Origin of the sequence: Lactobacillus sp. PV012, assembly GCF_014522325.1 — a bacterium.
Taxonomy (GTDB): domain Bacteria; phylum Bacillota; class Bacilli; order Lactobacillales; family Lactobacillaceae; genus Lactobacillus.
Map to the genome: position 1 here is coordinate 547,488 of NZ_CP041983.1, position 23,730 is coordinate 571,217.

The window sequence follows — 23,730 nt, forward strand, 5'->3', positions numbered from 1 at the left end:
AAGTCAGAGGCTTTTTTTGCTAAAATTTATCTTGGTTTTAAGAGAGGTTAAAAATTTGAACTATCAAAATAATAATTCAAAAAGAAAGGCTGCCTCTACACCTTTAAGAATGAAAATAATTCTAGGTGTAATTTTAGCACTTTTTCTTTTATTAATTGGACAATTAGTTTATTTACAATTAGTTTATGGTGGTCGGTTTCAAGCTGAAGTAAAAAAGACTGACCAACAGGTAATTACTAATAATGTTCCGCGAGGAGTAATGTATGACTCAACAGGGAAATTATTAGTAGGAAATACTGCTAATAATGCAATTACCTATACTAAAGGTTCTAATGTAACAACTAAAGATATTTATAATATTTCCAATCGCCTAAGTAACTATATCACACTTGATGAAGAGCCAACTAAACGTCAGTTATATGATTACTATTTGGGAAATTCTAAAGTAGCGGCTCAAGAAGAAGCAAAATTACCTAAATCTGAACGAGCAGAGGGAATGACTACTTCTGAAATTACCGAAAATATCATTAAACATTTAGAAAAAGAAAATCTGAAGTTTACTGCAAAACAAAAAACAGCTGCTTTAATTTTTAATAAAATTTCAGGTGCTTACCAACTTTCAACTATTTACATCAAAAATAAAAATCTTACTACTAAAGAAATGGCAGTAGTTGGTGAGCATTTATCAGAATTACCAGGAGTAAGCATTGGAACTGACTGGTCAAGAAGTTATCCAAATGGTAAATCTATTCAAAGTATCATTGGTTCAGTATCTTCTGAAAAGTCAGGGCTTCCAAGTGATAATCTTCAATACTATTTAGCACAAGGTTATTCTCGTAATGATCGTGTAGGAACAAGTTATCTTGAACAAAAATATGAACCACTTTTAAAAGGAACCAAGTCCCAAGCAGAAGTTGTTTCAAAGAGCAATGCTTCTGCAGATGGAATTGGTGATACTAAGACTGTTTATGATGGTCAAAGTGGTGCTAGTTTAATCTTAACTTTGAATTCTAAGTATCAACAAGAAGTAACTAAATCACTGCGTAAGGTTTATGCTTCCGCGCAAGCAGCAGGGGCTACTCAATATTCAAGCGGTGCTTATGCAGTAGCAATGAATCCCAAAACTGGGGCACTTTTGGCGATTGCTGGGTTAAATCATAATGTAAAAACCAATAAAGTAACTGATGATGCGTTAGGAATTATTAATCGATCCTTTGTTATGGGATCAGTAGTAAAGGGTGCGATGGTTTCAGGAGGGTTAATTAATAAAGTAATTACCCCAACCAATAATACCTTACCTGATACAGCGATTTACTTACCTGGTTCACCGGTTAAAAAATCAGTTTATCCAGTTGGAACATTTGGTTCATTAGATGCACCAAGTGCATTGGAGGTTTCAAGTAACATTTACATGATGCACTTAGCAATGAACTGGTTGAAAGCAAAATATGTACCAAAGTCTTATATTTCAATGCCTTCTGATTCCTTCCAAGTTTTAAGAAGAAACTTTGCTATGTTTGGTTTAGGCCAGAAGACAGGAGTAGATTTGCCAGGGGAAGTTTCTGGAATTCAAGGTGCAACTACAGACTCACAAAATCGTTTGTTAAGTGGATCTGTACTTGACTTGTCTTATGGTAACTATGATGCTTATACTCCAATTCAATTAGTGCAGTATATTTCAACAATTGCTAATGGTGGTTATCGAATGAAACCATATCTTGTTCAGTCTGTTGGAGAAACTAATAAGCAAGGTAATAAAGTATCAATTTTGTATAATACTAAGCCGACTGTGCAACAACAAATTCCTTGGACGCAAGCAGAATTAAATGTGGTTAAGCAAGGTCTTCACCAAGTTGTTCACGGTTCTAATAGTTGGGGAACAGCTCACCAATTAAAGGATGTAACTCCATCAATTGCAGGTAAGACTGGTACTGCGGAAACTTTTTATTATGATGAGGATAATCCTGGTAATAAAAATGCTCCTGAGTTAATTAACGCCACTTTTGTAGGTTACGCTCCAGAAAAAGATCCAAAGCTTGCAATTGCAATTGTCTTTCCTGGCTTAGATCCAGATAAAGAAGGTACCTATACCTTACAGATGGCTAAAGAAATGGTACAAGATTACTTTGCTTTGAATAAGTAATTAACTAGTGTGAAACGTATTTCGTTAAAACACTGGAAAATTAGAGAAAAAAGTTATATAATTTAACAAGTCGATATAAAAAGCAAATAGGTGGTGGAAAAAATGGCAGAACACATTATTCTTGAATGTACTGAATGTGGTGACAGAAGTTACTTATCTGAAAAGAATAAGCGTAAACACCCAGAACGTTTAACTTTAAAGAAGTATTGCCCAGTTGAAAGAAAGGCAACCCTTCACCGCGAAACTAAGTAATTTAGAGACAACAGGTTATGCCTGTTGTTTTTTTGTATATAGGGATTTTTAATGGATAAAAAAGAAGTTAGACAACATCAAATAAAACTCCTCAAAGAGTTTAGTAAGACGTCACAAAAGTTAGAAGAAGATAAGATTTTAATGCAGCAACTTTTGGCAAGTGCTGAAGTGAAAAAAGCTCACTCAATTGGGATTAGTTTTTCAATGGACTTTGAAGTTAATACCCAAGAAATTATTGAAAAGCTATGGCAAGCAGGTAAAGAAGTTTATATTCCACGTTGCTTGCCAAAAAGACAAATGGAATTTACCAAATTTACTACAGATACTGTGTTAACAACTACATCTTTTGGGGTTAAAGAAAATCACGAAAAAAATGCGCAAGTCAAAAATGATTTGGATTTACTAGTAGTTCCTTTGTTAGCTTTTTCTTCAGAAAATCATGCTCGTTTAGGATTTGGTGGCGGGTACTATGATCGCTTTTTGGCTAAGTATTCATCAAATGCAATTTCTTTGGTAAACTCTAAACAGTTATATCAAAAAAATATCTGGGAAATTGAGAAGACAGATGTTCCAATTAGAAAATATCTTACAATTTAAGGAGGGATTTGGTGAAAAAATTTCGTTCAAGTACTTATGTCACAAATACAATTTTGATTATCTTATTTTTAATATTTATTGGTGAAACTCTTTTAGGAGGTTCAACAAATATTAATACTTTGATTAGGATGGGTGGAGAAAATAACCAGTTAATTGCACTTAAGGGGCAATGGTGGCGTCTTTTTACAGCGCAGTTTTTACATATTGGTTGGCTTCACTTAGCCTCAAATGCGGTCATGATTTATTATCTTGGTCAATATATGGAACCAATGCTAGGTCATTTACGTTTTTTAATTGTGTATTTGCTTAGTGGTGTTGGAGGTAACTTATTAAGCTTTGGCTTAGGTAGTGATGCAACAGTTACTGCTGGAGCTTCAACAGCTTTGTTTGGACTTTTTGGGGCCTTAATTGCAATTTATGTAGCTAATCGAAAAATAGGTCCAGTAGCAGAATTAGGTAAACAAGCAATTGCGTTAGCAGTCATCAATATTGGCTTAGACTTTTTTGCACCAGGAATTAATGTTTTAGGTCATATTGGTGGTCTATTTGCTGGATTTTTCTTAGAAATTATTTTTGGCTCCCGTAATTTGCGTAATTATCACAATAAGCTCAAGGTATTAGCTGGCGTAGTCTTAATTATTTTTGTAGTCTTTTGTGTCAGTCGAGGAATGAGGATTGCAAATTGAGAAATTTATATGATGTGCAGCAACTCCTTAAAAAATTTAATATCTTGGTTCATGTTGGAAAAAGAAAATGGGATATTGAATTAATGGGATTAGAATTAGATAATTTAAACAGGGCAGATGTAATTTCTAAAAAAGAATACATGAGTGCAAAAATGATTTTGCGCCATGAACATGAAATTGAAGTCCAAAAAGAAAAGAAAAACTTACAAGACTAGATAATAAAGGGGATAGGTATGAATATATTTTCAATTATTAGTATTATTATAATTATTATTTTAGTGCTAATTGGGGTTAATTGGCTCTGGTTAAAATTAGAAGAAAAGCGTGTTGGAGGAGCAATTAATAACGAAGAATTTTCTCAAGGAAAACATAAGGCACAAATTATTGATGTTCGAGAAAAGGGACCTTTTAAGAAAAAGCATATCTTAGGTGCACGCAACATTCCAATAACGATGTTTAAATACCAATATAATACTATTCGTCCAGATTTGACTGTTTACATTTATTCAGATTCACCAACTGTTTCCATGCGCGCAGTAAAAATTTTAAAGAAAAATGGCTATCACAAAGTTTACTGGTTAAAAGATGGTTTTGAAGGCTGGGATGGACCAACTAAATCGGCAAAGAATTAAATAAGTTTAGAAGCAAAGAGTAAAAATAAGTTACTCTTTGCTTTTTTTATAAAAAAATATTTTTTGGTGAAAGTCATAAAGAATAAGGTTTAATAACACTTAAAAGAAAAAGAAAGAAGAAAAATAGTTTGACATACGAAGTATTAGTGATATGATTTGTTTAACAAATAATTTGAATATCAAACTATTTGTAATACAAAATATAAGGAGTGAATAAGGTGAAATTAAACGCCGTTGAAATTCAACAAATTATTGGTTATCACCCTCCACTTTGCTTATTAGATCGAGTAATCAGTCTTGAATTAGATGATTTCCTGATAGCCACTGCAAGCATTAGTATCAATGAACCTTTTTTCAAAGGACACTTTCCTGATAATCCAGTAATGCCAGGCGTTTTAATAGTTGAAAGTATGGTGCAAGGAGCACAAATTTTATTTAAAAATAAATTTCCTAAATTACAGTTAAAGAAAATAAAAAAAGCCAGGTTTAAAAAGATGGTAAAACCTGGTGATGAATTAGTTATGAAGCTGAAAGTTTTAGATTTAGACAATAAAATTTGTGATGCCAAAGTGTATGTAAATGATGAAGTAGCATGTAGTAGTGAACTTGTTTTCTCTTAAAGAAAAGGGTTTCAATTTATTATATAATTAGTTTAAATATTAAAACTTAAGCTAAAGGAATTGAAACTAATGAATGAATTGTATAAGGAAATCAACGACGCACTTTATAATACATACTACGGAATTAATCGAATTGAAGAAGAAGAATTAAAAAAAAGTCGTTTTAAAGATTTAACTGTTAAAGAAATGCATGCCATTGATGCAATTACTTTACATGGGGAACTAACTGTCTCACAAGTTGCAAGTAAACTACATGTCTCGCGGGCTACGATTACTGCGACAGTAGATAGATTAGTTCGTAAAGGTTATGTAAAACGAGTACGTGATGAAAAGGATCGCCGAGTAATTCATCTAAAATTAACTAAAAAGGGTCGGGTTTTATGTAGAGCGTATCATGCTTATCACAACATGATGGTAAAGAGCTTTTTACAAAACTTAGATGAAGATGAATTAAAGACAATTTATCATGCCTTTACTAATCTTGAAAAATTTGTAAATTCACACTAGATAGGATGACATAGGTGAAAGATATTGAAATTGTTGCTAGTGCCAAAAGTATACCCTCAAAAGTAGTCACTAATGAAGAATTGAGTAATTTGATGGACACATCAGATGAATGGATTCAGAAAAGAACAGGGATTAAAAAAAGACATATTAGTACAATTAAAAATACTTCAGATCTTGCCAGTGATGTAGCCATGCAGTTGTTAAACAAGACAGCTACTCAAGCCAGTGAAATTGATTTAATTATTGTAGCAACTATGTCACCAGATAATATGACACCGGCTACAGCAGCGATGGTTCAAGGTGCAATTGGGGCCAGACGGGCTATTGCTTTTGATATTTCAGCTGCGTGTTCAGGATTTTCGTATGCAATTGCAATTGCACATGATCTGATGGTGAGCAATAATTTTAAAAAAGCAATTGTGATTGGTAGTGAAGTTTTGTCTAAAATGCTTAATTGGCATGATCGCACTACAGCAGTTTTATTTGGTGATGGGGCTGGTGGAGTATTATTAAATGCTAGTGCGCATCAGCATTTATTAGCTCATGAATTACAAACATTTGGTGAACTAGGAAATAAGCTAATTGCTGGTCATACCAAAGTAGAAAAAGATTTTACAGCAAATGACCATGTATTTAGTACCTTTGAAATGGATGGGAGAGAAGTATATCGGTTTGCGACGCATAAAGTTCCCGAATCCATTAAGTTGGCAATTGCAAAAGCTAAGTTAAATCTTAATCAAATTGAGTACTATCTTCTTCATCAAGCTAACGTGCGGATTATTAAAAGTGTAGCGCGTAATCTGAAACAGCCACTTACGAAATTTCCAGTTAACATTGATGAATATGGAAATACTGCAGCGGCAAGTGAAGCAATCTTGTTAGCAGAGTGTATGGAAAAAAATCTTTTTAAAAAAGGAGATATTATTTCCCTGAGTGGTTTCGGAGGCGGCCTAACTGCTGCAACGATAATTTATAAATTTTAAATTTAATAATGAGGTAAAGAAAATGACAAAAGAAGAAATTTTTAACGATATCAAAGCTATTGCTCAAGAAGAACTAGAAGTTGAACCAGATCAAATTACCCTTGAAACTAATATTAAGGAAGACTTGGATGCAGATAGTTTAGATTTATTTGAAATCTTAAATGAAATTGAAGACAAGTATGATATCGAATTAGAAACTGATGACAAAATTGAAACCATGAATCAATTAGTAGATTTTGTTAAAGAACAATTAGATAGTCAAAAATAATGAAAACAGTACTTTTATTTAGTGGACAAGGAGCCCAACGACCAGGAATGGGTCTTGATTTCATGGCAGATCCGCTTTTTAAAGAAATAATTGAACAAGCAAGTTTGGCTAGTAAAAAAGATATTCTTACCATTTTTAAAAGTGAGAATGAAGAACTTAACAAAACAGTTAATGTTCAACCAGCTCTGGTAGCATTTGAAGCAGGAATCTACCAGATGTTACAAAGAGACTGGCCAGATTTGCAAATTCAGGGAATGATTGGACTTTCTTTAGGTGAATATAGTGCCATGTTTGCTAGTGGGGCACTAGATTTAGAAAATACGATTAGTCTGGTCAGTGACCGGGCACGCTATATGCAAGAAGATGCGAATCAAGTAACGAGTGCGATGGTAGCTGTGCTTAAACCTCAAACTTCTAAAATTGAAACTCTTTTGACCGAGTTACAACAAGAGGGTGAAAAGGTTTTTATTGCAAACTATAATTCACCTTCCCAAATTGTAATTAGCGGAGAAAAAGAAGCAGTAAAACAGGCTAGTACTCTGATTACAGAAGAAAAATTGGCTACAAGGTTAATAGAGCTAGAGGTAAATGGTGCTTTTCACACGCCCTTATTTACCAAAGCTAGTCAAAAGATGCATGAGCGACTTAATAAAGTGAGTTTTAGTAAAAATCAGATTCCCGTTATTTCTAATACAACAGCAGTAGCCTTTAAAGATAACTGGGGCTTGATAATGGAAAAGCAGCTAATGAAACCTACTCATTTCGGAGCTTGCTTGCAATATTTACTTGAGCAAGAGGATATTGATACTGCAATAGAGATTGGACCTGGGAAAACATTATCTTTGTTTGCTAAACAAGTAAATCATAAATTAAAACGTTACCAATTAGGAAAATATAAAGATTATCAAAAATTTATTGAGGAAAAAGATGGAATTAAAGGATAAAGTAGTTCTTATAACCGGATCTACACGAGGCTTAGGAGCAAGCTTAGCAGTAGCTTTTGCTAAAAAAGGAGCTAAGTTGCTATTAAATGGACGTCATGAAAAAATTCCAGTTGAATTAGAAGAAACTCTAAAGCAATTGGGAGGAGAATATAAATATTTACAAGCTGATTTAACTAAAGTGAACCTTAAAGATTACTTTAATCAAGCTTGGGAAGAGTTTGGAAAAGTAGATATTTTAATCAATAATGCCGGCATTACTCGTGACAAGATGTTCATTGGAATGAGGGATGCAGATTTTGATGAGGTTATGAACTTAGATCTCCGGATTCCATTTTTCCTAAGTAAAGTTGCCCTCAAAAAGATGAATCGTGAACGTTCAGGGGTTATCTTAAATATGAGTAGTATTGTAGGGATGCATGGAAATGTTGGTCAAGCTAATTATGCAACGGCAAAGGCAGGGCTAATTGGATTGACGAAGTCACTTGCTAAAGAAGCTGCAATGCGTAATATTCGGGTAAATGCAATTGCGCCGGGGATGATCGATACAGAGATGACGCAAGTACTTTCTGAACGTGTAAAAAATAATATATTAAAGCAGATTCCATTGACGCGCTTTGGTAAAACAAGTGAAGTAGCGCAGGCTGCTATTTTTTTGACCCAAAATGACTATATTACAGGTCAAACAATTGTTGTTGATGGTGGTATGACGATCTAGGAGATAATATGCAAAGAGTTGTTATTACTGGGATGGGAGCGATTGCTCCTAATGGAAATGGATTTAACGAATTTGTAGAAAATAGTTTGTTAGGAAAAAATGGTATAAAGTCAATTTCAAAATTTGATGCAAGTGAAACAGGCATTTCTGTAGCAGGTGAAATTGATGATTTTACTTCAGAAGATTTTGTGGGCAAAAAGGCTGCAAAAAGAATGGATTTATATTCACAATATGCAATTCAAGTAGCTACAGAAGCAATGGAAATGGCCCAAATTACCGAAGAAAATACTAAGTCTGAAGACTTGGGAGTAATTTTCGGTTCTGGAATTGGTGGTTTGACTACTTTAGAGGAACAAATAATTCGCATGCATGATAAAGGTCCCAGAAGAATGTCACCATTTTTTATTCCAATGGCAATAGGAAATATGGCAGCTGGTAATATTTCAATTCGTTTTAAAGCAAAAAATATTTCAACATCAATCGTAACTGCATGTGCTTCAGGAAATAATTCGATTGGAGAAGCTTTTCGCCAAATTAAAGAGGGAAGAGCACAAGTAATGATTGCAGGTAGTAGTGAAGCAACAATTAATGAATCTGCAATTGGTGGTTTTGCGGCCTTAACAGCTCTTTCTAAAAGTTCTGATCCTGATCATGCTAGTCTTCCTTTTGATAAAGATCGTTCAGGATTTGTTTTAGGAGAAGGAGCTGGGGCAGTAGTTCTAGAAAGCTTAGAGCATGCTAGAAAACGTAATGCCAAAATATTAGGAGAAATTGTTGGTTATGGAGCAACTAGTGATGCCTATCATATTACTTCGCCGGATCCTGAAGGAGAAGGTGCGGCTAGAGCGATGAAGCTAGCTATCTCTGAGGCAAACATTACGCCTGCTGAAGTTGGGTATATAAATGCTCATGGTACTGCAACTAATATAAATGATAGCGGTGAAAGTCGGGCGATAATTAAAGTCTTTGGTAAAGAAAGTTCAGTCTTAGTTTCTTCAACTAAGGGGATGACAGGACACTTACTAGGAGCAGCAGGTGCAATAGAAGCTGTTTTAACGATAGCAAGCTTACAAAAAGGGAAGTTTCCAATGAATGTTGGTTGTTTTAATCAAGATGATGCATGTGAAGTTAATTTAGTGACTTCTGCTAGTCAAAACATTGAAACTAATTATGCCATTTCGAATTCATTTGGTTTTGGAGGACATAATGCAGTTTTAGCTTTTAAGAAATGGAGTGAGAAGTAATGAATGGAAATATTGATGAAATTCAAATCTTAATGAAGCAGTTTGAGGATTCTGAAATACGAGAATTAAAAATAGATAGTAAAGATTTTCACTTGTACTTGAGCAAAAATAAAGTCAAATCAGTAGAAGCCACTAAACCTGCTTTACCTAAAGTTGCAGTGAAAAAAGAAGAAGATTCTCCTCAACCTAAAAAGCAAGAAAAACTTGAAGATGCAGGGGTACCAGTGAAGGCACCAATTGTGGGGATTGTCTATTTACAAGCTAAGCCTGGACAACCTGCCTTTGTAAAGGTTGGCCAACATCTTAAAAAAGGAGATACAATCTGCATTATTGAAGCTATGAAGATGATGACAGAAGTAAAAAGTACAGTTACTGGTACTGTTAAAGCAATTAAAGTTGAAAATGAAGACTTAGTTGAAGTAGATCAGCCTTTAATTATGGTTGAGGAAGATTAAAGTATGAAAGATCTAGGAATTAAAGAAATCAAAAAAATTATTCCTCATCGCTACCCGATGCTTTTGTTAGATCGAGTAGTAGAGGTTATACCTGGCAAAAGTGCAACTGGAATTCATAATGTAAGCTTTAATGAAGAAGTTGTCCAAGCTAGTTCAAAAACCAATCCAGTTTTGCCAGCACCATTAATTGTAGAAGCATTAGCACAAACTGGCGCAGTTGCGCTTTTAAGTGAGGAAAAATTCAGTGGGAAAACAGCATATTTTGGTGGTATTCAACAAGCTGATTTTTTCGACGAAGCTCAACCAGGTGATCAATTAATATTAAAAACCGAATTAACAAAGATTAGAAAAAATATAGGTGTTGGGATTGGAAAAGCATATGTTAAAGAGAAACTTATTGTAAGTGCGGAATTAACATTTGTAATTAATTAGGTGATAAAAATGTTTAAGAAAGTGTTAGTAGCAAATAGAGGAGAAATTGCAGTTCGTGTTATTCGTTCCTTAAAAGAAATGGGAATCAAAACCGTGGCAATTTATTCAACAGCGGATCGAGATAGTCTTCATGTTCAATTAGCTGATGAAGCAGTTTGTGTAGGTGGACCACAACCAACTGCTTCGTATTTAAATCTTAAAAACATCTTAGCTGCCGCTGTAGGAACAGGAGCACAAGCCATTCACCCCGGTTATGGCTTTTTATCCGAAAGTGCGGAATTTGCTCAGATGTGTACGAAATGTGGTCTTACTTTTATTGGTCCTAATGCAGAAACGATTGATCAAATGGGTAATAAGGAACATGCTAGACAATTAATGATCAAAAATCATGTTCCAGTTACTCCTGGCAGTCAGGGTTTTATTACTTCAGTAACGCAAGCAGAAAAAATTGCAGCAAAAGTAGGCTATCCTGTACTTTTAAAGGCTGCTGCAGGTGGTGGGGGAAAAGGAATTCGCCAAGTAAGTAAGCCAGAAGAAATGGCCAATGCTTTGGCTTCTGCGCAAGCAGAAGCTAAAACGGATTTTGGTGATGATCGCATGTACTTAGAAAAAGTAATGCAGAATGTTAAACATATTGAGGTACAAGTATTTCGCGACAAATTTGGCCAGACAGTTTATTTTCCCGAACGTGATTGTTCTCTTCAAAGAAATAAACAAAAGGTTTTAGAAGAAAGTCCATGTAATGTAATTACTGAACGAGAACGGGCAAAATTAGGTAAAATTGCTGTTCAAGCTGCAGAAGCAGCAGGGTATTTTAATACAGGGACTATTGAATTCTTGATGGATCAGGATCATAACTTTTATTTTATGGAAATGAATACCAGAATTCAGGTTGAACACACAGTAACTGAAATGGTAACTGGGGTAGATTTAGTGAAGGCCCAGATTAAAGTAGCTGCTGGTGAAAAGCTTCCTTTTACTCAAGAAGATTTAAAAATTAAAGGTCATGCAATTGAATGCAGAATTAATGCAGAAGATCCAGCTAATAATTTTATGCCTTCAGTTGGTGACATAGACTTTCTTTATTTACCAATTGGAAATCCAGGGATGCGGATTGATACTGCTCTATATCAAGGTGAGAAGATTTCGCCATTTTATGATTCAATGATTGCTAAAATAGTTGCTTTTGGTCAAAATCGAACAGAGGCCATCGAAAAAATGAAGCGATTACTAAATGAGATGGTAATTAGAGGGATTAATACTAATCAAGATTTCCATAGTGCTATTTTAAGTGATCCTGATTTTGTTAAGGGTTTATTTACAAATACTTATCTTGAAAAAGAATTTTTACCAAAGTGGAGGAGTCGTTCTAATGGTGAAACTATTTCCGCATAAAAATACTCTATCAGAAGTCAGAGTGAAGGCAGATATTAATGCAGATGATCGTGTACCAAATAATTTGATAAAAAAATGTCCAAAGTGTGGTGAAGAGGTATTTGCAGATAGATTAACTCAATATCAAACCTGCTTAAATTGCGGCTATGGCTTTAGAATTACAGCTAAATCAAGGCTACAGTGGTTAGTTGATGAAGCTAAAGAATGGAACTCGGAACTCCAAGCTACAGATCCATTAAACTTTCCTAGTTACCAACAAAAAATAGCTAAAGCTGAACAAACTAGCAAATTAAAAGAAGCAGTTTGGACAGGGCAAGGAAAAATTAAAGATGAAATCTTTGCCTTAGGCATTATGGATCCGAGTTTTATTATGGGCTCATTAGGACAAATGACCGGAGAAAAGTTAGCGCAACTTTTTGAAAAAGCTACGGATAAAAAATTGCCAGTTGTTTTATTTACAGCTTCTGGTGGTGCTCGTATGCAAGAAGGAATATTTTCACTAATGCAAATGGCGAAGGTATCTAATGCAGTCGCAAAGCATTCAGAAGCAGGATTACTTTATATTGTGGTTTTGACTGATCCAACTACTGGTGGGGTAACAGCAAGCTTTGCCAGTCAAGGCGACATTATTTTAGCGGAACCTCATGCAATGGTAGGTTTTGCAGGAAGACGAGTAATTGAACAAACTATTCATCAAAAAATTGCTCCTGATTTACAAGATGCAGAAAATGTACTGCGATATGGGTTTATTGATCACATTGTAAAGCGGGAAGATGAAAAAGAAGTTATTTCATGGCTGTTGAAAGTAGGTGGTCGAAATGAATAAAACGGCAATGGACATTGTATTAGCCGCACGTAGTGAAAAGCATATTCCTGGTCATGAAATACGTAAGCGACTTTTTCCAGATTTTTTCGAACTTCATGGCGATCGCTTAAATCAAGATGATCCAGCAATAGTTGGGGGAATCACTAGTTTCCATGACCGACCAGTAACAGTTATTACTACGAGTCGGGGGCATGATTTACAAGAAAGAATGGCTAAGCACTTTGGTCAACCACAACCAGGTGGTTATCGAAAAGTTTTACGTTTAATAAAAAATGCAGCAAAATTTAAACGACCAGTTTTTTTATTTGTGGATACTGCAGGAGCTTATCCTGGAAAAAGTGCTGAAGAAAATGGACAAGGGCAAGCAATTGCGCAGAATCTGCTTGAAATCGGGCGTGTTAGGACTCCAATTATTACGATTATGTATGGTGAAGGTGGCTCAGGAGGAGCATTAGCATTAGCTTGTGGCGATGAAGTCTGGATGTTGGAAAATAGTATATATTCTGTTTTATCGCCAGAGGGTTTTGCTTCTATTCTTTGGAAAGATGCTCAAAAAGTTACCCAAGCAGCTGAAAAGATGAAATTAACTCCCAAAGATTTATTGAAATTCAAAGTAATTGAAGGAATCATTGAAGAACCAGATGATCATCAAATAGTTTGCGAGAAGATCGATCAAGTTTTAAAAACTGAACTAAAGAAATTGGACCAATTATCTTTGGATGAATTAGTGCAAAAACGTTATGAAAGATTTAGAAAGTATTAAAAATGAGTGGAATTTTAGAAGGTAAAAAAATTTTAGTAATGGGTGTAGCCAACAGTCGCTCCATTGCTTGGGGATGTGCTCAGGCAATGGAAGAGCAGGGGGCAGAAATAATCTACACTTATCAAAATGAACGATTAAAAAAGTATATTTCTAAGCTTGTACCTGATGAAAAATATCTCTTTGAGTGTGATGTTACAAGTGATACAAGTATCACAGAAGCCTTTGACAAAATAAAAAATAACTTTGGAAAAATTAATGGTATTGTCCATGCGATTGCTTTTGCTAAGAAAGAAGAGTTAGGTGGTTCAATTCTTAATTCAACTCGTCAAGGTTACGCTCAGGCCTTAGATGTTTCCTCATATTCTTTCTTGGCAGTGGCCAAAGAAGGAGTTAAGATTTTAAATGATCCTGCTAGCCTAATAACTTTGACTTATATGGGAAGTGACCGTGCCCTTCCAAATTACAATACTATGGGAATAGCTAAGGCTGCCCTTGAATCAGAGGTACGCTATCTTGCGAGAGATTTAGGAAAAGATGGTATTCGCGTAAATGCAATTTCAGCAGGAGCCATCAAAACATTAGCTGTTTCTGGAATTAAGGGTCATTCAGAATTACTTAAAATTTCTCAAAGTGAAACAGTAGATGGAGTGAATGTAACTAAAGAAGAAGTAGGTAATACTTGTGCATTTTTGATGAGCAATTTGGCTTCGGGGATAACTGGAGACATTATTTTTGTTGATAAGGGCGTTCATTTACGATAAGTTATGAAATTTTTCCAATATGATAAAGTAACTTCAACACAAGATTTAGCCAAAGAATACTTAAAGGATAATTTGGAAGCTGCAGCTTTTATTGCTAGTAGTCAAACTAGTGGATATGGCAAGCAAGGGCGTCCTTTTTATTCACCTAAGGATACGGGTATTTATTATAGTGTTGCTGTTCCAAACTTCAAAATAAATAAGGCAAAAATAGGCTTATTAACACCTTACATTGCGATTAAACTTGTTGAAGTTTTGAAAAAATATTTTCCTAAAAAAACTTTCTTTTTAAAGTGGGTAAATGATATTTATTTTAATAATAAAAAAATAGGCGGCATCTTAACAGAAAACCTAAATAATGGGCTCATAATTGGAGTGGGAATAAATGTTAATACAGCTAATTTTCCGGTTAGTTTGAGGGAGTTAGTAGGAAGTATTAGCAAGGAAGATTATAAAAAAAAGTGTTTGAGGCAAGATTTAGTTAAAGCAACTATCAAGGCCACTAGTGAATATGACCAGCGAGATTTTATGCCTCTGTATCGCAAATTGTCTAATGTAGTTGGAAGAAAAGTAGTATTTAAAAATGGAAAAAATACCATCCAAGCTTTGGTGCAAGATATTGACGATAACGGTAATTTAGTAGTAAAAACGCAGTCAGAGGTGAAAGTTTTTACTAGTGGTGAAATAACTAAAATCAAAATTAAGCAAGAAAAGTGATTCTTTTAGAATCATTTTTTTCTTGCAAAAAATAAACAGTGAAGTTTAAATTAATTTAGGCAAAAGAAAAGACCTGTTTAAGCCAAACAGGTCTTAGTAAGATATTAAGCTTGGTGAGCTGCGTAGCTCTTACGGTTAGCTTTCTTACGGTTTTCTTCAATTTTTTGTTCGTGTTGTTCTTGAGGATCAACAACCTTCTTCTTGTAGGTAAATAATCCAGCTGCTAAAGCACCAACAGTTGCTAAAACACCAGTTGCAAGACCGGCACCAAATTTCTTTGCCATAATAAATACCTCCTGAATAAATCAATTAATTTTCTACCTTCATTTTGATTTTACCAATATTTGGGTATTTAATAAAGAAATACGATTTTAAATTAAAGGATATATAAATGCAGAAAGTAATAGTTATTATTGGACCAACAGCTGTTGGTAAAACTGAGGCAGGTTTAAAATTAGCTAAGACGCTGAATACTGAAATTATCTCAGGGGATTCAATGCAAATCTATCAAGAAGTAGCAATTGGAACCGCAAAACCTACTAAACAAGAACAAGCGCAAATTAAGCACCATTTAATTGACCAGCGGTCAGTCTTTCAAGAATACTCGGTAAAAGACTTTGTAAAACAGGCTAATGAAGTAATTGAAGTTTTAAATAAAAAAGGAAAGGTTCCAATTGTTGTAGGGGGAACAGGTTTTTATATTAAGGCGTTAGTTAATAAGATGCAATTAGGTGAACCTGGAGAATATAAGACAAGTGTAGATAAAAAGTGGGAAGATTTTTTAGAAAAAAATGGTCCAGAAAAATTGTGGAAAGAATTAGAAAAAATAGATCCAGCAGCTAGTGAAAAAATAGCACCTAATAATAGTCGAAGAACTTTAAGAGCATTAACAGTGATTGGCCGAACAGGAAAACTTTTTTCTCAGCAACAAAAACAGATTACTCCTCGTTATGATGCCTTAATTATTGGTTTAAATAGTGAGCGACAGTTAGTTTATGACCGCATTAATCGTCGAGTTGACTTGATGATGGAGAAGGGGCTACTTGATGAAGCAAAATTTATTTACGAAAATCGTGCCCAGGAACATCAAGTAATTCAAGCTATTGGTTATAAAGAACTGTTTCCTTATTTTGAAGGAGAAAAAAGTTTAGAGGAATGTATAAGTAAATTAAAACAAGCTTCCAGAAAGTATGCTAAACGTCAGATTACTTATTTTAAGCATCAGTTACCAGTACATTGGGTAGACCCTTTACAAGATTCAACAAGTGAAACGAAAATTAAAAAACTGGTTAGTGATTTCTTAAAAGTTTAAATGAAAACACCTTTTATATTGACGATACCAATTTTGTTTGTTATGGTTAGTAATGTGCAAAGGCACAAGGAAAAATGAGATTTTCAAGGACTAGACCAATTTAAAAACAATCTATAAAATTGATCTATAATTGTAGAATAAGGTGTGTACAAATGAGTAAAACATTAACTGCAGAAGATATTAAAAATAGTGTAGAAAATGAAGATGTTCGTTTTTTACGATTAACCTTTACTGATATTAATGGAACATTAAAGAGTGTAGAAGTTCCTACGAGCCAATTAGATAAGGTTTTGAATAATGAAATTCGCTTCGATGGTTCATCAATTGACGGTTTTGTTCGCATTGAAGAAAGTGACATGGTTTTATATCCTGACTTTTCAACTTGGGCAGTCCTCCCATGGGGTGATGAAGAAGGCGGTAAGATTGGTCGCTTAATTTGTAGCGTACACAAGACCAGTGGGGAACCATTTGAAGGTGATCCAAGAAATAACTTAAAGCGTGTTCTTAAAGAAATGAAGGACATGGGCTTTACTGACTTTGATATTGGTTTTGAAGCAGAATTTCACTTATTTAAGTTAGGTGAAGATGGCAACTGGACTACTGAAAATGCAGATCATGCTTCATATTTTGATATGACTTCAGATGATGAAGGTGCAAGATGTCGTCGTGAAATTGTTGAAACTTTGGAAGGTATGGGCTTTGAAGTTGAAGCTGCACACCACGAAGTAGGATCAAGCCAACATGAAATTGATTTCAAATTTGATGATGCTTTAACTACTGCTGATCGTGTTCAAACCTTTAAGATGGTTGTTCGTGCAATTGCAAGAAAGCATGGTTTATTTGCGACCTTTATGGCTAAGCCAGTACAAGGGGAAGCTGGTAATGGGATGCACACTAATATGTCGCTCTTTAAAGATGGTACAAATGTCTTTTATGATAAAAATGGTAAGTACAATTTATCAAAGACAGCCCTTTATTTCTTAAATGGGATTTTGGAACATGCACGTGCAATTACTGCAATTGGTAATCCCACTGTAAACTCATATAAACGTTTAATTCCGGGTTATGAAGCACCAGTTTATATTTCATGGGCTACTAAGAACCGTTCTCCATTAGTTAGAATTCCTTCTGCAGAAGAAGTAACTACTCGTTTAGAAATGCGCTCTGCTGATCCAACTGCCAACCCTTATTTATTGCTAGCTGCTGCTTTAAAGGCTGGACTACAAGGTATCAAGGAAGAAAAGATGCCAATGGAACCAGTAACTTCTAATGTGTTTGAAATGAGTGAAGATGAAAGAAATGAACGTGGTATTAAGCCATTACCTTCAACTTTGCATAATGCGATTAAGGCCTTTAAGGAAGATGAATTAATTCAAGATGCTTTAGGTAAACACTTAACGCAAAGCTTTATTGATTCTAAAGAATTAGAATGGTCTCAATATACTCAAAGCGTTTCCGATTGGGAAAGAGACAAGTACATGAATTATTAATTGAGTAATAATTTAGAGAAAAAAGCAGTTAATGAAAGTTAATTGCTTTTTTTGTACGAAAAATTAAATTAATAACATTCTTTGAAAAAATTATGAAAAAGAGGATAATAAGTAAGTGTTTATAAAAAGGAGAATTTTAATTTATGGAAGAAAAAAAGGATGTTAAAATCAAGACCGGTGCGTTAGTACTGCTGATTTTTTCATCAATCTTTGGTTTTAGTAATTCATTGACCGCCTTTTACCAAATGGGTTACTCAAGTATTATTTGGTATGTTTTAACAGCGATTCTTTTCTTTGTTCCTTCAGCTTTAATGTTTGCGGAATATGGAGCAACTTTTAAAGGAGCAAAGGGAGGAATTTTTTCGTGGTTAAGAGGGTCAGTTAGTGAAAGAACGGCATTTACAGGAACGTTTATTTGGCTAGCAGCTTGGGTAATTTGGCTAGTATCTTCAACGCAGTTTTTCTTAGTATCAGTTTCGACAGCTATTTCTGGCCATGATACTACACAAAGTTGGCATTTGGGAGCAATTGGTTCTACCCAATTATTGGGGATTTTAGAAGTATTATTTTTAGTAATTGTAACTTTTTGTGCTGTAAAAGGTGTAGATAAAATTGCTGCTGTAAGTAAAGTTGGAGGAATTTTTACCTTAGCAATTGCAATTGGATTTATGGTAGTCTCTCTTCTGGTATTTTTACTAAGTGGAGGGCATTTAGCTGAACCTGCAACTGCTCAAACTTTTACTCATTCACCAAATCCTAGTTTTCAAACGCCGATTGCAATTATTTCCTTTATTGTGTATGCCTTATTTGCATATGGTGGTTTGGAAACCTCAGCGGGAGTAATTGACTCAGTTGATAAACCTGAAAAAACATTCCCTAAAGCTTTAATTATTGCAGTGATTGTGATGACAGGGTTGTATGTTTTTAATATTTTTATGGCAGGAGTAGCTGTAAACTGGAATAAAACCTTGAGTGGTAATAAAGTTGACCTAGCAAACGTTGAGTATGTTTTGATAAACAATTTAGGGATTGTTACTGGACATACTTTAGGACTGTCAAATTCAGCTTCTTTGGCATTAGGAACTGCTTTTTCAAGATTTGCCGGAATTGCAGATGTATTGGCAGGAATTTCAGCCGCTTTCGTAATGGTTTATTCACCAATCAAATCTTTTATTGAAGGCTGTGATCCCCGTTTATTGCCTAAGACTTTAACTAAACTTAATAAGCACAATATGCCAGAACATGCAATGTGGCTTCAAGCAGTTATTGTTAGTGTAGTAATCTTATTTATTTCATTTGGTGGTAGTGGTGCGCAACAATTCTATACTATCTTAATGGATATGATGAACGTATCATCTTCAGCGCCATATCTATTTTTAATTGGAGCTTATCCTTTCTTTAAAATGAAGAAAAATTTGGATCGTCCGTTTGTTTTTGTTAAAAATATGAAATTAGTTTGGGCAATTACAATCATAGTTTGGCTTGTGGTAGCAATTGGGATCGTCTTTACTTGCATTGAGCCATTATTTACAAATGATTACATGACATCATTTTGGACTGCAATTGGACCAATAGCCTTTGGTTTAATTGGCTGGTTCTGGTATGCAAGTGTATCTAAGAAAGCCCAGGTTAATGAAGTAGAAGAGTTAGATGAGTAAATAAAATTAACTCGCTATCAAATTTTTTAAGTAATAAAAATGAATCAAGTATCTTATCACTTGATTCATTTTTATTTGAAAATTCTTTGTAAAGTATTTGTTATGAATCTATTAAAAGAAGAATGTAGAATGGATTATGGTATATTTTGCTTTTAGATTAACTTTAAGGAGAAAAAATGAAAAAAAGACTTATAAGAAAAATTACTACTGCAGCGATTGCAGGAGTAACAATTGCGGCTGGTTTAAGTGGAATTTTCACTCATAAAACTCAGGCAGCAACTAGTAGTCAGATTAATACATACATTAAAAAGGCAAGTTTAAATCAAAAGATTGGCCAAATGTATATTGCACGTACACCGCAAAAGCTTGGACAAGCAGAACAAGATGCATACAAGTATAACTTAGGTGGGTATATTATGTATGATGCAGATATGCAAAATTATACCCAAAAGCAGTTTAAAAGTAAGATTGATAATTATCAAGCAACCGCTCAACTTCCCTTATTGATTGGAATTGATCAAGAAGGAGGATCAGTATCTCGTTTGACTCACAGTGGCTTGGTAAAAGAAAATGGTGATCAATTTAAATTTCCTCGTGACCAATATGAAAATGCGGAAGCTAATGAAAAGGGCAGCGGGATGGATGCTGTAGTGCAGTATGCGACAGATACAGCAAGTTTATTACATAAATTAGGTATTAATTGGAATTATGCCCCAGATGCCGATTATAGTGATAATCCATCTTCTTTTATTTATCAACGTGGATTTGGTGGCCTAAAAGGGAAAAAGAGTTATACAGCTGAAGCTAACTATATTAAGCAAGTTGTTCCAGCTTGGCAACATGATAATTTAGTAGCAGCTACATTGAAGCATTTCCCAGGTTATGGGGATGCGACAGATACGCATACTGATTTTGCTCATGTAAATACTGCTAAATCAACCATTATGAAGACTGATATCTTACCTTTTAAAGCTGGAATTAAGGCAGGAGTAGATTCAGTGATGGTAACACATGTGATTTATGATAAGATAGATCCAGTTTACCCAGCCTCCCTTTCGAAAAAAGTAATTAATCTTTTGCGCAAAGATTGTAAGTTTAATGGAGTAATTGTGACCGATGCCTTAGAAATGGGAGCGATTCAGAATTTTGCTAAAAATCATGGCAATGAGAGTGTAGATGTTTTAGCAGTCAAAGCTGGTAACGATATGTTAATGAGTGCCGACTATGCTAAGGGAATTCCAGCAATCGCTAAGGCTGTAAAAAAGGGAGAAATTTCTAAAAAACAGATTGATCAATCAGTTAAAAGAATTTTAACTATGAAGAATAAGCTTGGGCTTTTATCAGCAAGTGATTTACAAGTTAAGAAACTTAATAAAAAGTCCTTTAAGTTTAATACGATTTCTTATACAAAGAAAAATACTGCTATCATTTCAGGAGTAGCAGCTAAGAATACTAAACTTACCTTAGCTAATACTGATACAAAGAAAAATACCACTGTTACAACAAATAAGAAAGGTCAATTTAAAGTCACTGTACCTTTAAAGACCAGCACACAAAATTTTGTTTTGACAGGAAAAAATTATCTTAGTGCAAATATTCATTTAAATTCGGGAACGAAATCAACTATTAAGCAAAAGTTGAATTTGAAACCGTTGAAGTATGACAAGAATTATAAGTATGCGACTGTGTCTGGTCAAGTAGATGATGAAGGAGCAGAAGGTTCGTTGACGATTGCTTTTAAAGATAGTAAAACTAAGAAAACTTTAGCAACTACAGTCGTAGGAAAAGATGGAAAGTTTTCTGCTAAACTACCTGTTAAAAAGAATAAACAAACTATAAATGTGAGTGCACAAAATGATAGTAGTTATGCAACACAAAATATTGTAATTAGAGCAAAATAAGTATTTGAACATCCCTTATTGGATAGGGGATGTTTTTTGTTATAAAAGTGAAATACTTTCTTTAAGGATTTTTAAGATAAGTGATAACATTTCTTCGTATTTGAGTGGGATAATAAAAATGTTACCTTCAATGAATAAAATTTTTAAAGTTAGTTGGAGTTAAACTTAGAAAGAAAATTAAATTAATGAATAAAAAGAAAAAAACATTAAAGTTAGTAGCTGTAAGTTTCTTAGTTGGAAGTTCAATGGCAAGTTTAAATTCTCGAGTTTTGGCAACTACTATTAATACACCATCTTCTAACTCTACTAATAATCCTTCAAATTCACTAGAAATTAAAGACAACATGACATTAAGTCAAATTTATAAAGAATTGGAAGATGATAATATAAATGATGGATCATTACCTCCAAATGAACTTTCCACGCAACTCAAGCAACAAGGAATTTCTGTGGCTGGTAATAGAATCTTAGGTAAGCCCCAAGGTTTTACCATTACTCTCTCAAAGCAACAAACGGGAAAAGATGAAGATACTAGTGTAATATTTGGAACAGGGAAACCTGAAAACTTAATTGACAATAGCATTTTAAAGGCAAACTACAGTGAAAATGGAAAGGAAAAATCTGAATCCATAAGTGGAAATATTTTCTTAATTGATGAAGGTAGTAAATTTGATCCTTTAGATATTAAGGCATCGAATGGAATTACCTACCAAGTAGCATCAACTGATAAAGCAGATGGAAAGGTTGTTTCAAATACCGTAGATTCCACTAAAGCAAATAGTTGGGGAGTAGTTACTGTCTCTACAACAACTAAAAGTGGTAAAGAAACAGAAGCAAGTTATGCTGTATATGTGAGAAATGATAAACCTGTTCGTCTAAATGTGCCGTATTATACTTCAATTTATGATTTTAATAGTGTAGAAAATAATAACTTTTTAAATGATCCTGCTACGATTAGTAGGGGAACAGAAATCTATATTGGAAAAAATTTCATGAATGCAGGAAGTCATACCTATAATTCAATTTCTACTCAATCTTTAGCGATAGCTAATAATAAAGAGGAAGCAGCTTGGATGAGTACGGCAAACTTGTTGACAGATACTAAACCAATCGAAGCCGTAGAAAAGACTGTAATGCATCGCTCACTGGTATATAGCCAAGGAGGTGGAAGCAAGTATCGTCATATTGCTGCATTTAAAAAAGTTACAGTTGAAAAAGAACCTTATACTTTTAAGGGAGTAAAATACTATAAAATTATTGATGCTCCTGATTATATTAAGGTTGCAAATGTAGATGGTACAAAACGCAAATTAAAACATAATGCCTATATCTATGCAACGAGCACTAAGCGTGCAGATAGAACAGTTTTGAAGAAGGGAACCGTAGTAACAACGTATGGTGGTTCTTATAAGTTTAAGAATGGCAAACAATACTACCGGATTCAAGGAGCAACAGCGACAAAGAAGCGTTACGTAAAAGTAGCAAATTTTGAATAATTAAAACAGATTCTGATTAACTCAGAATCTGTTTTTGTTATAATGATTTAAGATTTGAAAATATATGATTAAAAATTAGAAATTAAATTAAAACAATTGAAAGGATAGTTAAGTTTATGGCTTTACCATTTAAAGCAGTTGCGGTTGATATGGATGGAACTTTTTTAAACGGAGAAAGGACCTATGACCATCAATTATTTAATAAAGTTCTAACTCAACTTGAGGCAAGAGGGGTCCATTTTATTGTGGCTTCAGGTAGACCGTACGCACGATTAAAAGAAGATTTTATTGATTATATTGATCGAATGGATTTTGTGACAGCTAATGGGTCACGTTTAATGTCTGATAACAAGCAAATTGGAATAACCCCAATGAAACGTGATACTGTAGTTGAATTAATTGAAGATGTACACCAGAAGTATGGTCAAATGGCTACGATGTTGTTTGCACCAAATATGGCTTACATTGGAGAAAATGCACCAGCACGAGACAAGGAATTTCTAAAATATTTTGCAGGTACTTGTATAGAGGTTAAAGATTGGTCTAAGTTGCCTAATCAACAATACATTGAAATTACTTTTCACCATCCTCGCAAAGATGGCAAGCAAATTGAACAAAGTTTTAACCAAAAACATGGGAATGTAATTTCAGCTTATGGCTCTGCTGAATTTGCAATTGATATCAATGCCTATGGAGTAAGCAAAGGTGCAGGGTTAAAAGAAATGCTGACAAAATTTGGCTTAACTGGTAATGATTTAATTGCTTTCGGAGATGGCGAAAATGATATTCCAATGCTAGATTTTGCTAAGTATTCTTATGCAATGGAAAATGGAATGGCAGAAGTAAAGAAGCATGCAAGTTATATTGCGCCTAAAAATACTGAAAATGGAGTTTTACAAGTACTTCAAGAGTACTTGGCAAAGGATAAATAAGAAA

The 23,730-nt window shown here is 34.2% G+C and carries 27 protein-coding genes; 26 read left to right on the plus strand and 1 reads right to left on the minus strand.

The genetic code is table 11. The features are described 5' to 3' along the window. Positions 1 to 55 precede the first annotated feature (55 nt). From FP433_RS02770 to FP433_RS02865, 20 genes are all read left to right on the plus strand, one after another. Positions 56 to 2,143: a peptidoglycan D,D-transpeptidase FtsI family protein gene (locus tag FP433_RS02770; protein ID WP_416202978.1), complete on the plus strand. Its 2,088-nt coding sequence runs from the start codon at positions 56 to 58 to the stop codon at positions 2,141 to 2,143. A gap of 102 nt (positions 2,144 to 2,245) precedes the next feature. Further along, entirely contained in the window at positions 2,246 to 2,395 is a 150-nt protein-coding gene (gene rpmG, locus FP433_RS02775; protein ID WP_265483205.1) for a 50S ribosomal protein L33, read from the plus strand. Positions 2,396 to 2,446: 51 nt separating this feature from the next. Beyond that, entirely contained in the window at positions 2,447 to 2,992 is a 546-nt protein-coding gene (locus tag FP433_RS02780; RefSeq protein ID WP_265487056.1) for a 5-formyltetrahydrofolate cyclo-ligase, read from the plus strand. Between the two features lie 11 nt (positions 2,993 to 3,003). Continuing rightward, a complete protein-coding gene (locus FP433_RS02785; protein WP_265487058.1) occupies positions 3,004 to 3,678 on the plus strand; it encodes a rhomboid family intramembrane serine protease in 675 nt (224 codons plus the stop codon). Continuing rightward, a complete protein-coding gene (locus FP433_RS02790) occupies positions 3,675 to 3,893 on the plus strand; it encodes a YqgQ family protein (RefSeq protein ID WP_265483200.1) in 219 nt (72 codons plus the stop codon). Before FP433_RS02785 ends, FP433_RS02790 begins: the two co-directional genes overlap by 4 nt. 18 nt (positions 3,894 to 3,911) lie before the next feature. Beyond that, complete coding sequence (locus FP433_RS02795; protein WP_265487059.1) at positions 3,912 to 4,310, plus strand: rhodanese-like domain-containing protein; 399 nt, start codon at positions 3,912 to 3,914, stop codon at positions 4,308 to 4,310. 218 nt (positions 4,311 to 4,528) lie between these two features. After that, positions 4,529 to 4,930, plus strand: coding sequence for a 3-hydroxyacyl-ACP dehydratase FabZ (fabZ, locus tag FP433_RS02800; protein ID WP_265487061.1), 402 nt, complete (start codon positions 4,529 to 4,531; stop codon positions 4,928 to 4,930). A gap of 69 nt (positions 4,931 to 4,999) precedes the next feature. Beyond that, entirely contained in the window at positions 5,000 to 5,437 is a 438-nt protein-coding gene (locus FP433_RS02805; RefSeq protein ID WP_265483195.1) for a MarR family winged helix-turn-helix transcriptional regulator, read from the plus strand. Positions 5,438 to 5,451: 14 nt separating this feature from the next. After that, on the plus strand, positions 5,452 to 6,420 hold the full coding sequence (locus FP433_RS02810) for a beta-ketoacyl-ACP synthase III (protein WP_265487063.1): 969 nt from the start codon (positions 5,452 to 5,454) through the stop codon (positions 6,418 to 6,420). 22 nt (positions 6,421 to 6,442) lie between these two features. Next, positions 6,443 to 6,688: an acyl carrier protein gene (locus tag FP433_RS02815; protein ID WP_265483192.1), complete on the plus strand. Its 246-nt coding sequence runs from the start codon at positions 6,443 to 6,445 to the stop codon at positions 6,686 to 6,688. Continuing rightward, complete coding sequence (locus tag FP433_RS02820) at positions 6,688 to 7,632, plus strand: ACP S-malonyltransferase (protein ID WP_265487065.1); 945 nt, start codon at positions 6,688 to 6,690, stop codon at positions 7,630 to 7,632. The genes FP433_RS02815 and FP433_RS02820 overlap by 1 nt, the downstream gene beginning before the upstream one ends. After that, entirely contained in the window at positions 7,616 to 8,347 is a 732-nt protein-coding gene (locus FP433_RS02825; protein WP_265487066.1) for a 3-oxoacyl-ACP reductase family protein, read from the plus strand. Before FP433_RS02820 ends, FP433_RS02825 begins: the two co-directional genes overlap by 17 nt. An 8-nt stretch (positions 8,348 to 8,355) precedes the next feature. Then, a complete protein-coding gene (gene fabF, locus FP433_RS02830; protein WP_265487068.1) occupies positions 8,356 to 9,591 on the plus strand; it encodes a beta-ketoacyl-ACP synthase II in 1,236 nt (411 codons plus the stop codon). After that, positions 9,591 to 10,046 carry an acetyl-CoA carboxylase biotin carboxyl carrier protein gene (locus tag FP433_RS02835; RefSeq protein ID WP_265487070.1) on the plus strand — a complete coding sequence of 152 codons (456 nt, stop codon included), beginning with the start codon at positions 9,591 to 9,593 and terminating at the stop codon, positions 10,044 to 10,046. Before fabF ends, FP433_RS02835 begins: the two co-directional genes overlap by 1 nt. A gap of 3 nt (positions 10,047 to 10,049) precedes the next feature. Beyond that, positions 10,050 to 10,478: a 3-hydroxyacyl-ACP dehydratase FabZ gene (gene fabZ / locus FP433_RS02840; RefSeq protein WP_265487072.1), complete on the plus strand. Its 429-nt coding sequence runs from the start codon at positions 10,050 to 10,052 to the stop codon at positions 10,476 to 10,478. A gap of 9 nt (positions 10,479 to 10,487) precedes the next feature. Then, complete coding sequence (gene accC, locus FP433_RS02845; RefSeq protein WP_265487074.1) at positions 10,488 to 11,873, plus strand: acetyl-CoA carboxylase biotin carboxylase subunit; 1,386 nt, start codon at positions 10,488 to 10,490, stop codon at positions 11,871 to 11,873. Next, complete coding sequence (locus FP433_RS02850; RefSeq protein ID WP_265487244.1) at positions 11,854 to 12,699, plus strand: acetyl-CoA carboxylase carboxyltransferase subunit beta; 846 nt, start codon at positions 11,854 to 11,856, stop codon at positions 12,697 to 12,699. Before accC ends, FP433_RS02850 begins: the two co-directional genes overlap by 20 nt. Further along, positions 12,692 to 13,462 (plus strand): carboxyltransferase subunit alpha, encoded by a 771-nt coding sequence (gene accA, locus FP433_RS02855; protein ID WP_265487075.1) that lies wholly within the window; start codon positions 12,692 to 12,694, stop codon positions 13,460 to 13,462. Before FP433_RS02850 ends, accA begins: the two co-directional genes overlap by 8 nt. A 2-nt stretch (positions 13,463 to 13,464) precedes the next feature. After that, complete coding sequence (gene fabI / locus FP433_RS02860; protein WP_265487077.1) at positions 13,465 to 14,223, plus strand: enoyl-ACP reductase FabI; 759 nt, start codon at positions 13,465 to 13,467, stop codon at positions 14,221 to 14,223. A 3-nt stretch (positions 14,224 to 14,226) separates the two neighbouring features. Next, positions 14,227 to 14,937, plus strand: coding sequence for a biotin--[acetyl-CoA-carboxylase] ligase (locus tag FP433_RS02865; protein ID WP_265487079.1), 711 nt, complete (start codon positions 14,227 to 14,229; stop codon positions 14,935 to 14,937). Between the two features lie 104 nt (positions 14,938 to 15,041). Here the strand turns inward: FP433_RS02865 and FP433_RS02870 are convergent, their stop codons facing one another. Then, a complete protein-coding gene (locus FP433_RS02870; protein ID WP_265483173.1) occupies positions 15,042 to 15,221 on the minus strand; it encodes a DUF3042 family protein in 180 nt (59 codons plus the stop codon). A gap of 107 nt (positions 15,222 to 15,328) precedes the next feature. On the opposite strand from FP433_RS02870, the gene miaA reads away from it, so the two are divergent. The 6 genes from miaA (at position 15,329) to FP433_RS02900 (ending at position 23,726) form a co-directional block, all read left to right on the plus strand. Beyond that, positions 15,329 to 16,249 (plus strand): tRNA (adenosine(37)-N6)-dimethylallyltransferase MiaA, encoded by a 921-nt coding sequence (gene miaA, locus FP433_RS02875; RefSeq protein ID WP_265487080.1) that lies wholly within the window; start codon positions 15,329 to 15,331, stop codon positions 16,247 to 16,249. Between the two features lie 152 nt (positions 16,250 to 16,401). Further along, complete coding sequence (glnA, locus tag FP433_RS02880; RefSeq protein ID WP_265487082.1) at positions 16,402 to 17,739, plus strand: type I glutamate--ammonia ligase; 1,338 nt, start codon at positions 16,402 to 16,404, stop codon at positions 17,737 to 17,739. Between the two features lie 143 nt (positions 17,740 to 17,882). Further along, on the plus strand, positions 17,883 to 19,397 hold the full coding sequence (gene yjeM / locus FP433_RS02885) for a glutamate/gamma-aminobutyrate family transporter YjeM (protein WP_265483169.1): 1,515 nt from the start codon (positions 17,883 to 17,885) through the stop codon (positions 19,395 to 19,397). 176 nt (positions 19,398 to 19,573) lie between these two features. Further along, a complete protein-coding gene (locus FP433_RS02890) occupies positions 19,574 to 21,298 on the plus strand; it encodes a glycoside hydrolase family 3 protein (protein WP_265483168.1) in 1,725 nt (574 codons plus the stop codon). A gap of 185 nt (positions 21,299 to 21,483) precedes the next feature. Beyond that, positions 21,484 to 22,794, plus strand: coding sequence for an SLAP domain-containing protein (locus tag FP433_RS02895; protein WP_265483167.1), 1,311 nt, complete (start codon positions 21,484 to 21,486; stop codon positions 22,792 to 22,794). 116 nt (positions 22,795 to 22,910) lie between these two features. After that, positions 22,911 to 23,726: a Cof-type HAD-IIB family hydrolase gene (locus FP433_RS02900; protein ID WP_265483166.1), complete on the plus strand. Its 816-nt coding sequence runs from the start codon at positions 22,911 to 22,913 to the stop codon at positions 23,724 to 23,726. Positions 23,727 to 23,730: the final 4 nt, after the last annotated feature.

Bases quoted from the DNA above. Each gene is read 5' to 3' on its own strand.
- FP433_RS02865 (WP_265487079.1), top strand. From the start codon at position 14,227: ATGAAATTTTTCCAATATGATAAAGTAACTTCAACACAAGATTTAGCC.
- FP433_RS02890 (WP_265483168.1), top strand. From the start codon at position 19,574: ATGAAAAAAAGACTTATAAGAAAAATTACTACTGCAGCGATTGCAGGA.
- FP433_RS02895 (WP_265483167.1), top strand. From the start codon at position 21,484: ATGAATAAAAAGAAAAAAACATTAAAGTTAGTAGCTGTAAGTTTCTTA.
- FP433_RS02805 (WP_265483195.1), top strand. From the start codon at position 5,000: ATGAATGAATTGTATAAGGAAATCAACGACGCACTTTATAATACATAC.
- rpmG (WP_265483205.1), top strand. From the start codon at position 2,246: ATGGCAGAACACATTATTCTTGAATGTACTGAATGTGGTGACAGAAGT.
- fabZ (WP_265487072.1), top strand. From the start codon at position 10,050: ATGAAAGATCTAGGAATTAAAGAAATCAAAAAAATTATTCCTCATCGC.
- FP433_RS02795 (WP_265487059.1), top strand. From the start codon at position 3,912: ATGAATATATTTTCAATTATTAGTATTATTATAATTATTATTTTAGTG.
- FP433_RS02835 (WP_265487070.1), top strand. From the start codon at position 9,591: ATGAATGGAAATATTGATGAAATTCAAATCTTAATGAAGCAGTTTGAG.
- FP433_RS02815 (WP_265483192.1), top strand. From the start codon at position 6,443: ATGACAAAAGAAGAAATTTTTAACGATATCAAAGCTATTGCTCAAGAA.
- miaA (WP_265487080.1), top strand. From the start codon at position 15,329: ATGCAGAAAGTAATAGTTATTATTGGACCAACAGCTGTTGGTAAAACT.
- FP433_RS02900 (WP_265483166.1), top strand. From the start codon at position 22,911: ATGGCTTTACCATTTAAAGCAGTTGCGGTTGATATGGATGGAACTTTT.
- FP433_RS02825 (WP_265487066.1), top strand. From the start codon at position 7,616: ATGGAATTAAAGGATAAAGTAGTTCTTATAACCGGATCTACACGAGGC.
- accC (WP_265487074.1), top strand. From the start codon at position 10,488: ATGTTTAAGAAAGTGTTAGTAGCAAATAGAGGAGAAATTGCAGTTCGT.
- fabF (WP_265487068.1), top strand. From the start codon at position 8,356: ATGCAAAGAGTTGTTATTACTGGGATGGGAGCGATTGCTCCTAATGGA.
- FP433_RS02780 (WP_265487056.1), top strand. From the start codon at position 2,447: ATGGATAAAAAAGAAGTTAGACAACATCAAATAAAACTCCTCAAAGAG.
- accA (WP_265487075.1), top strand. From the start codon at position 12,692: ATGAATAAAACGGCAATGGACATTGTATTAGCCGCACGTAGTGAAAAG.
- FP433_RS02870 (WP_265483173.1), bottom strand. From the start codon at position 15,221: ATGGCAAAGAAATTTGGTGCCGGTCTTGCAACTGGTGTTTTAGCAACT.
- fabI (WP_265487077.1), top strand. From the start codon at position 13,465: ATGAGTGGAATTTTAGAAGGTAAAAAAATTTTAGTAATGGGTGTAGCC.
- yjeM (WP_265483169.1), top strand. From the start codon at position 17,883: ATGGAAGAAAAAAAGGATGTTAAAATCAAGACCGGTGCGTTAGTACTG.
- FP433_RS02820 (WP_265487065.1), top strand. From the start codon at position 6,688: ATGAAAACAGTACTTTTATTTAGTGGACAAGGAGCCCAACGACCAGGA.
- glnA (WP_265487082.1), top strand. From the start codon at position 16,402: ATGAGTAAAACATTAACTGCAGAAGATATTAAAAATAGTGTAGAAAAT.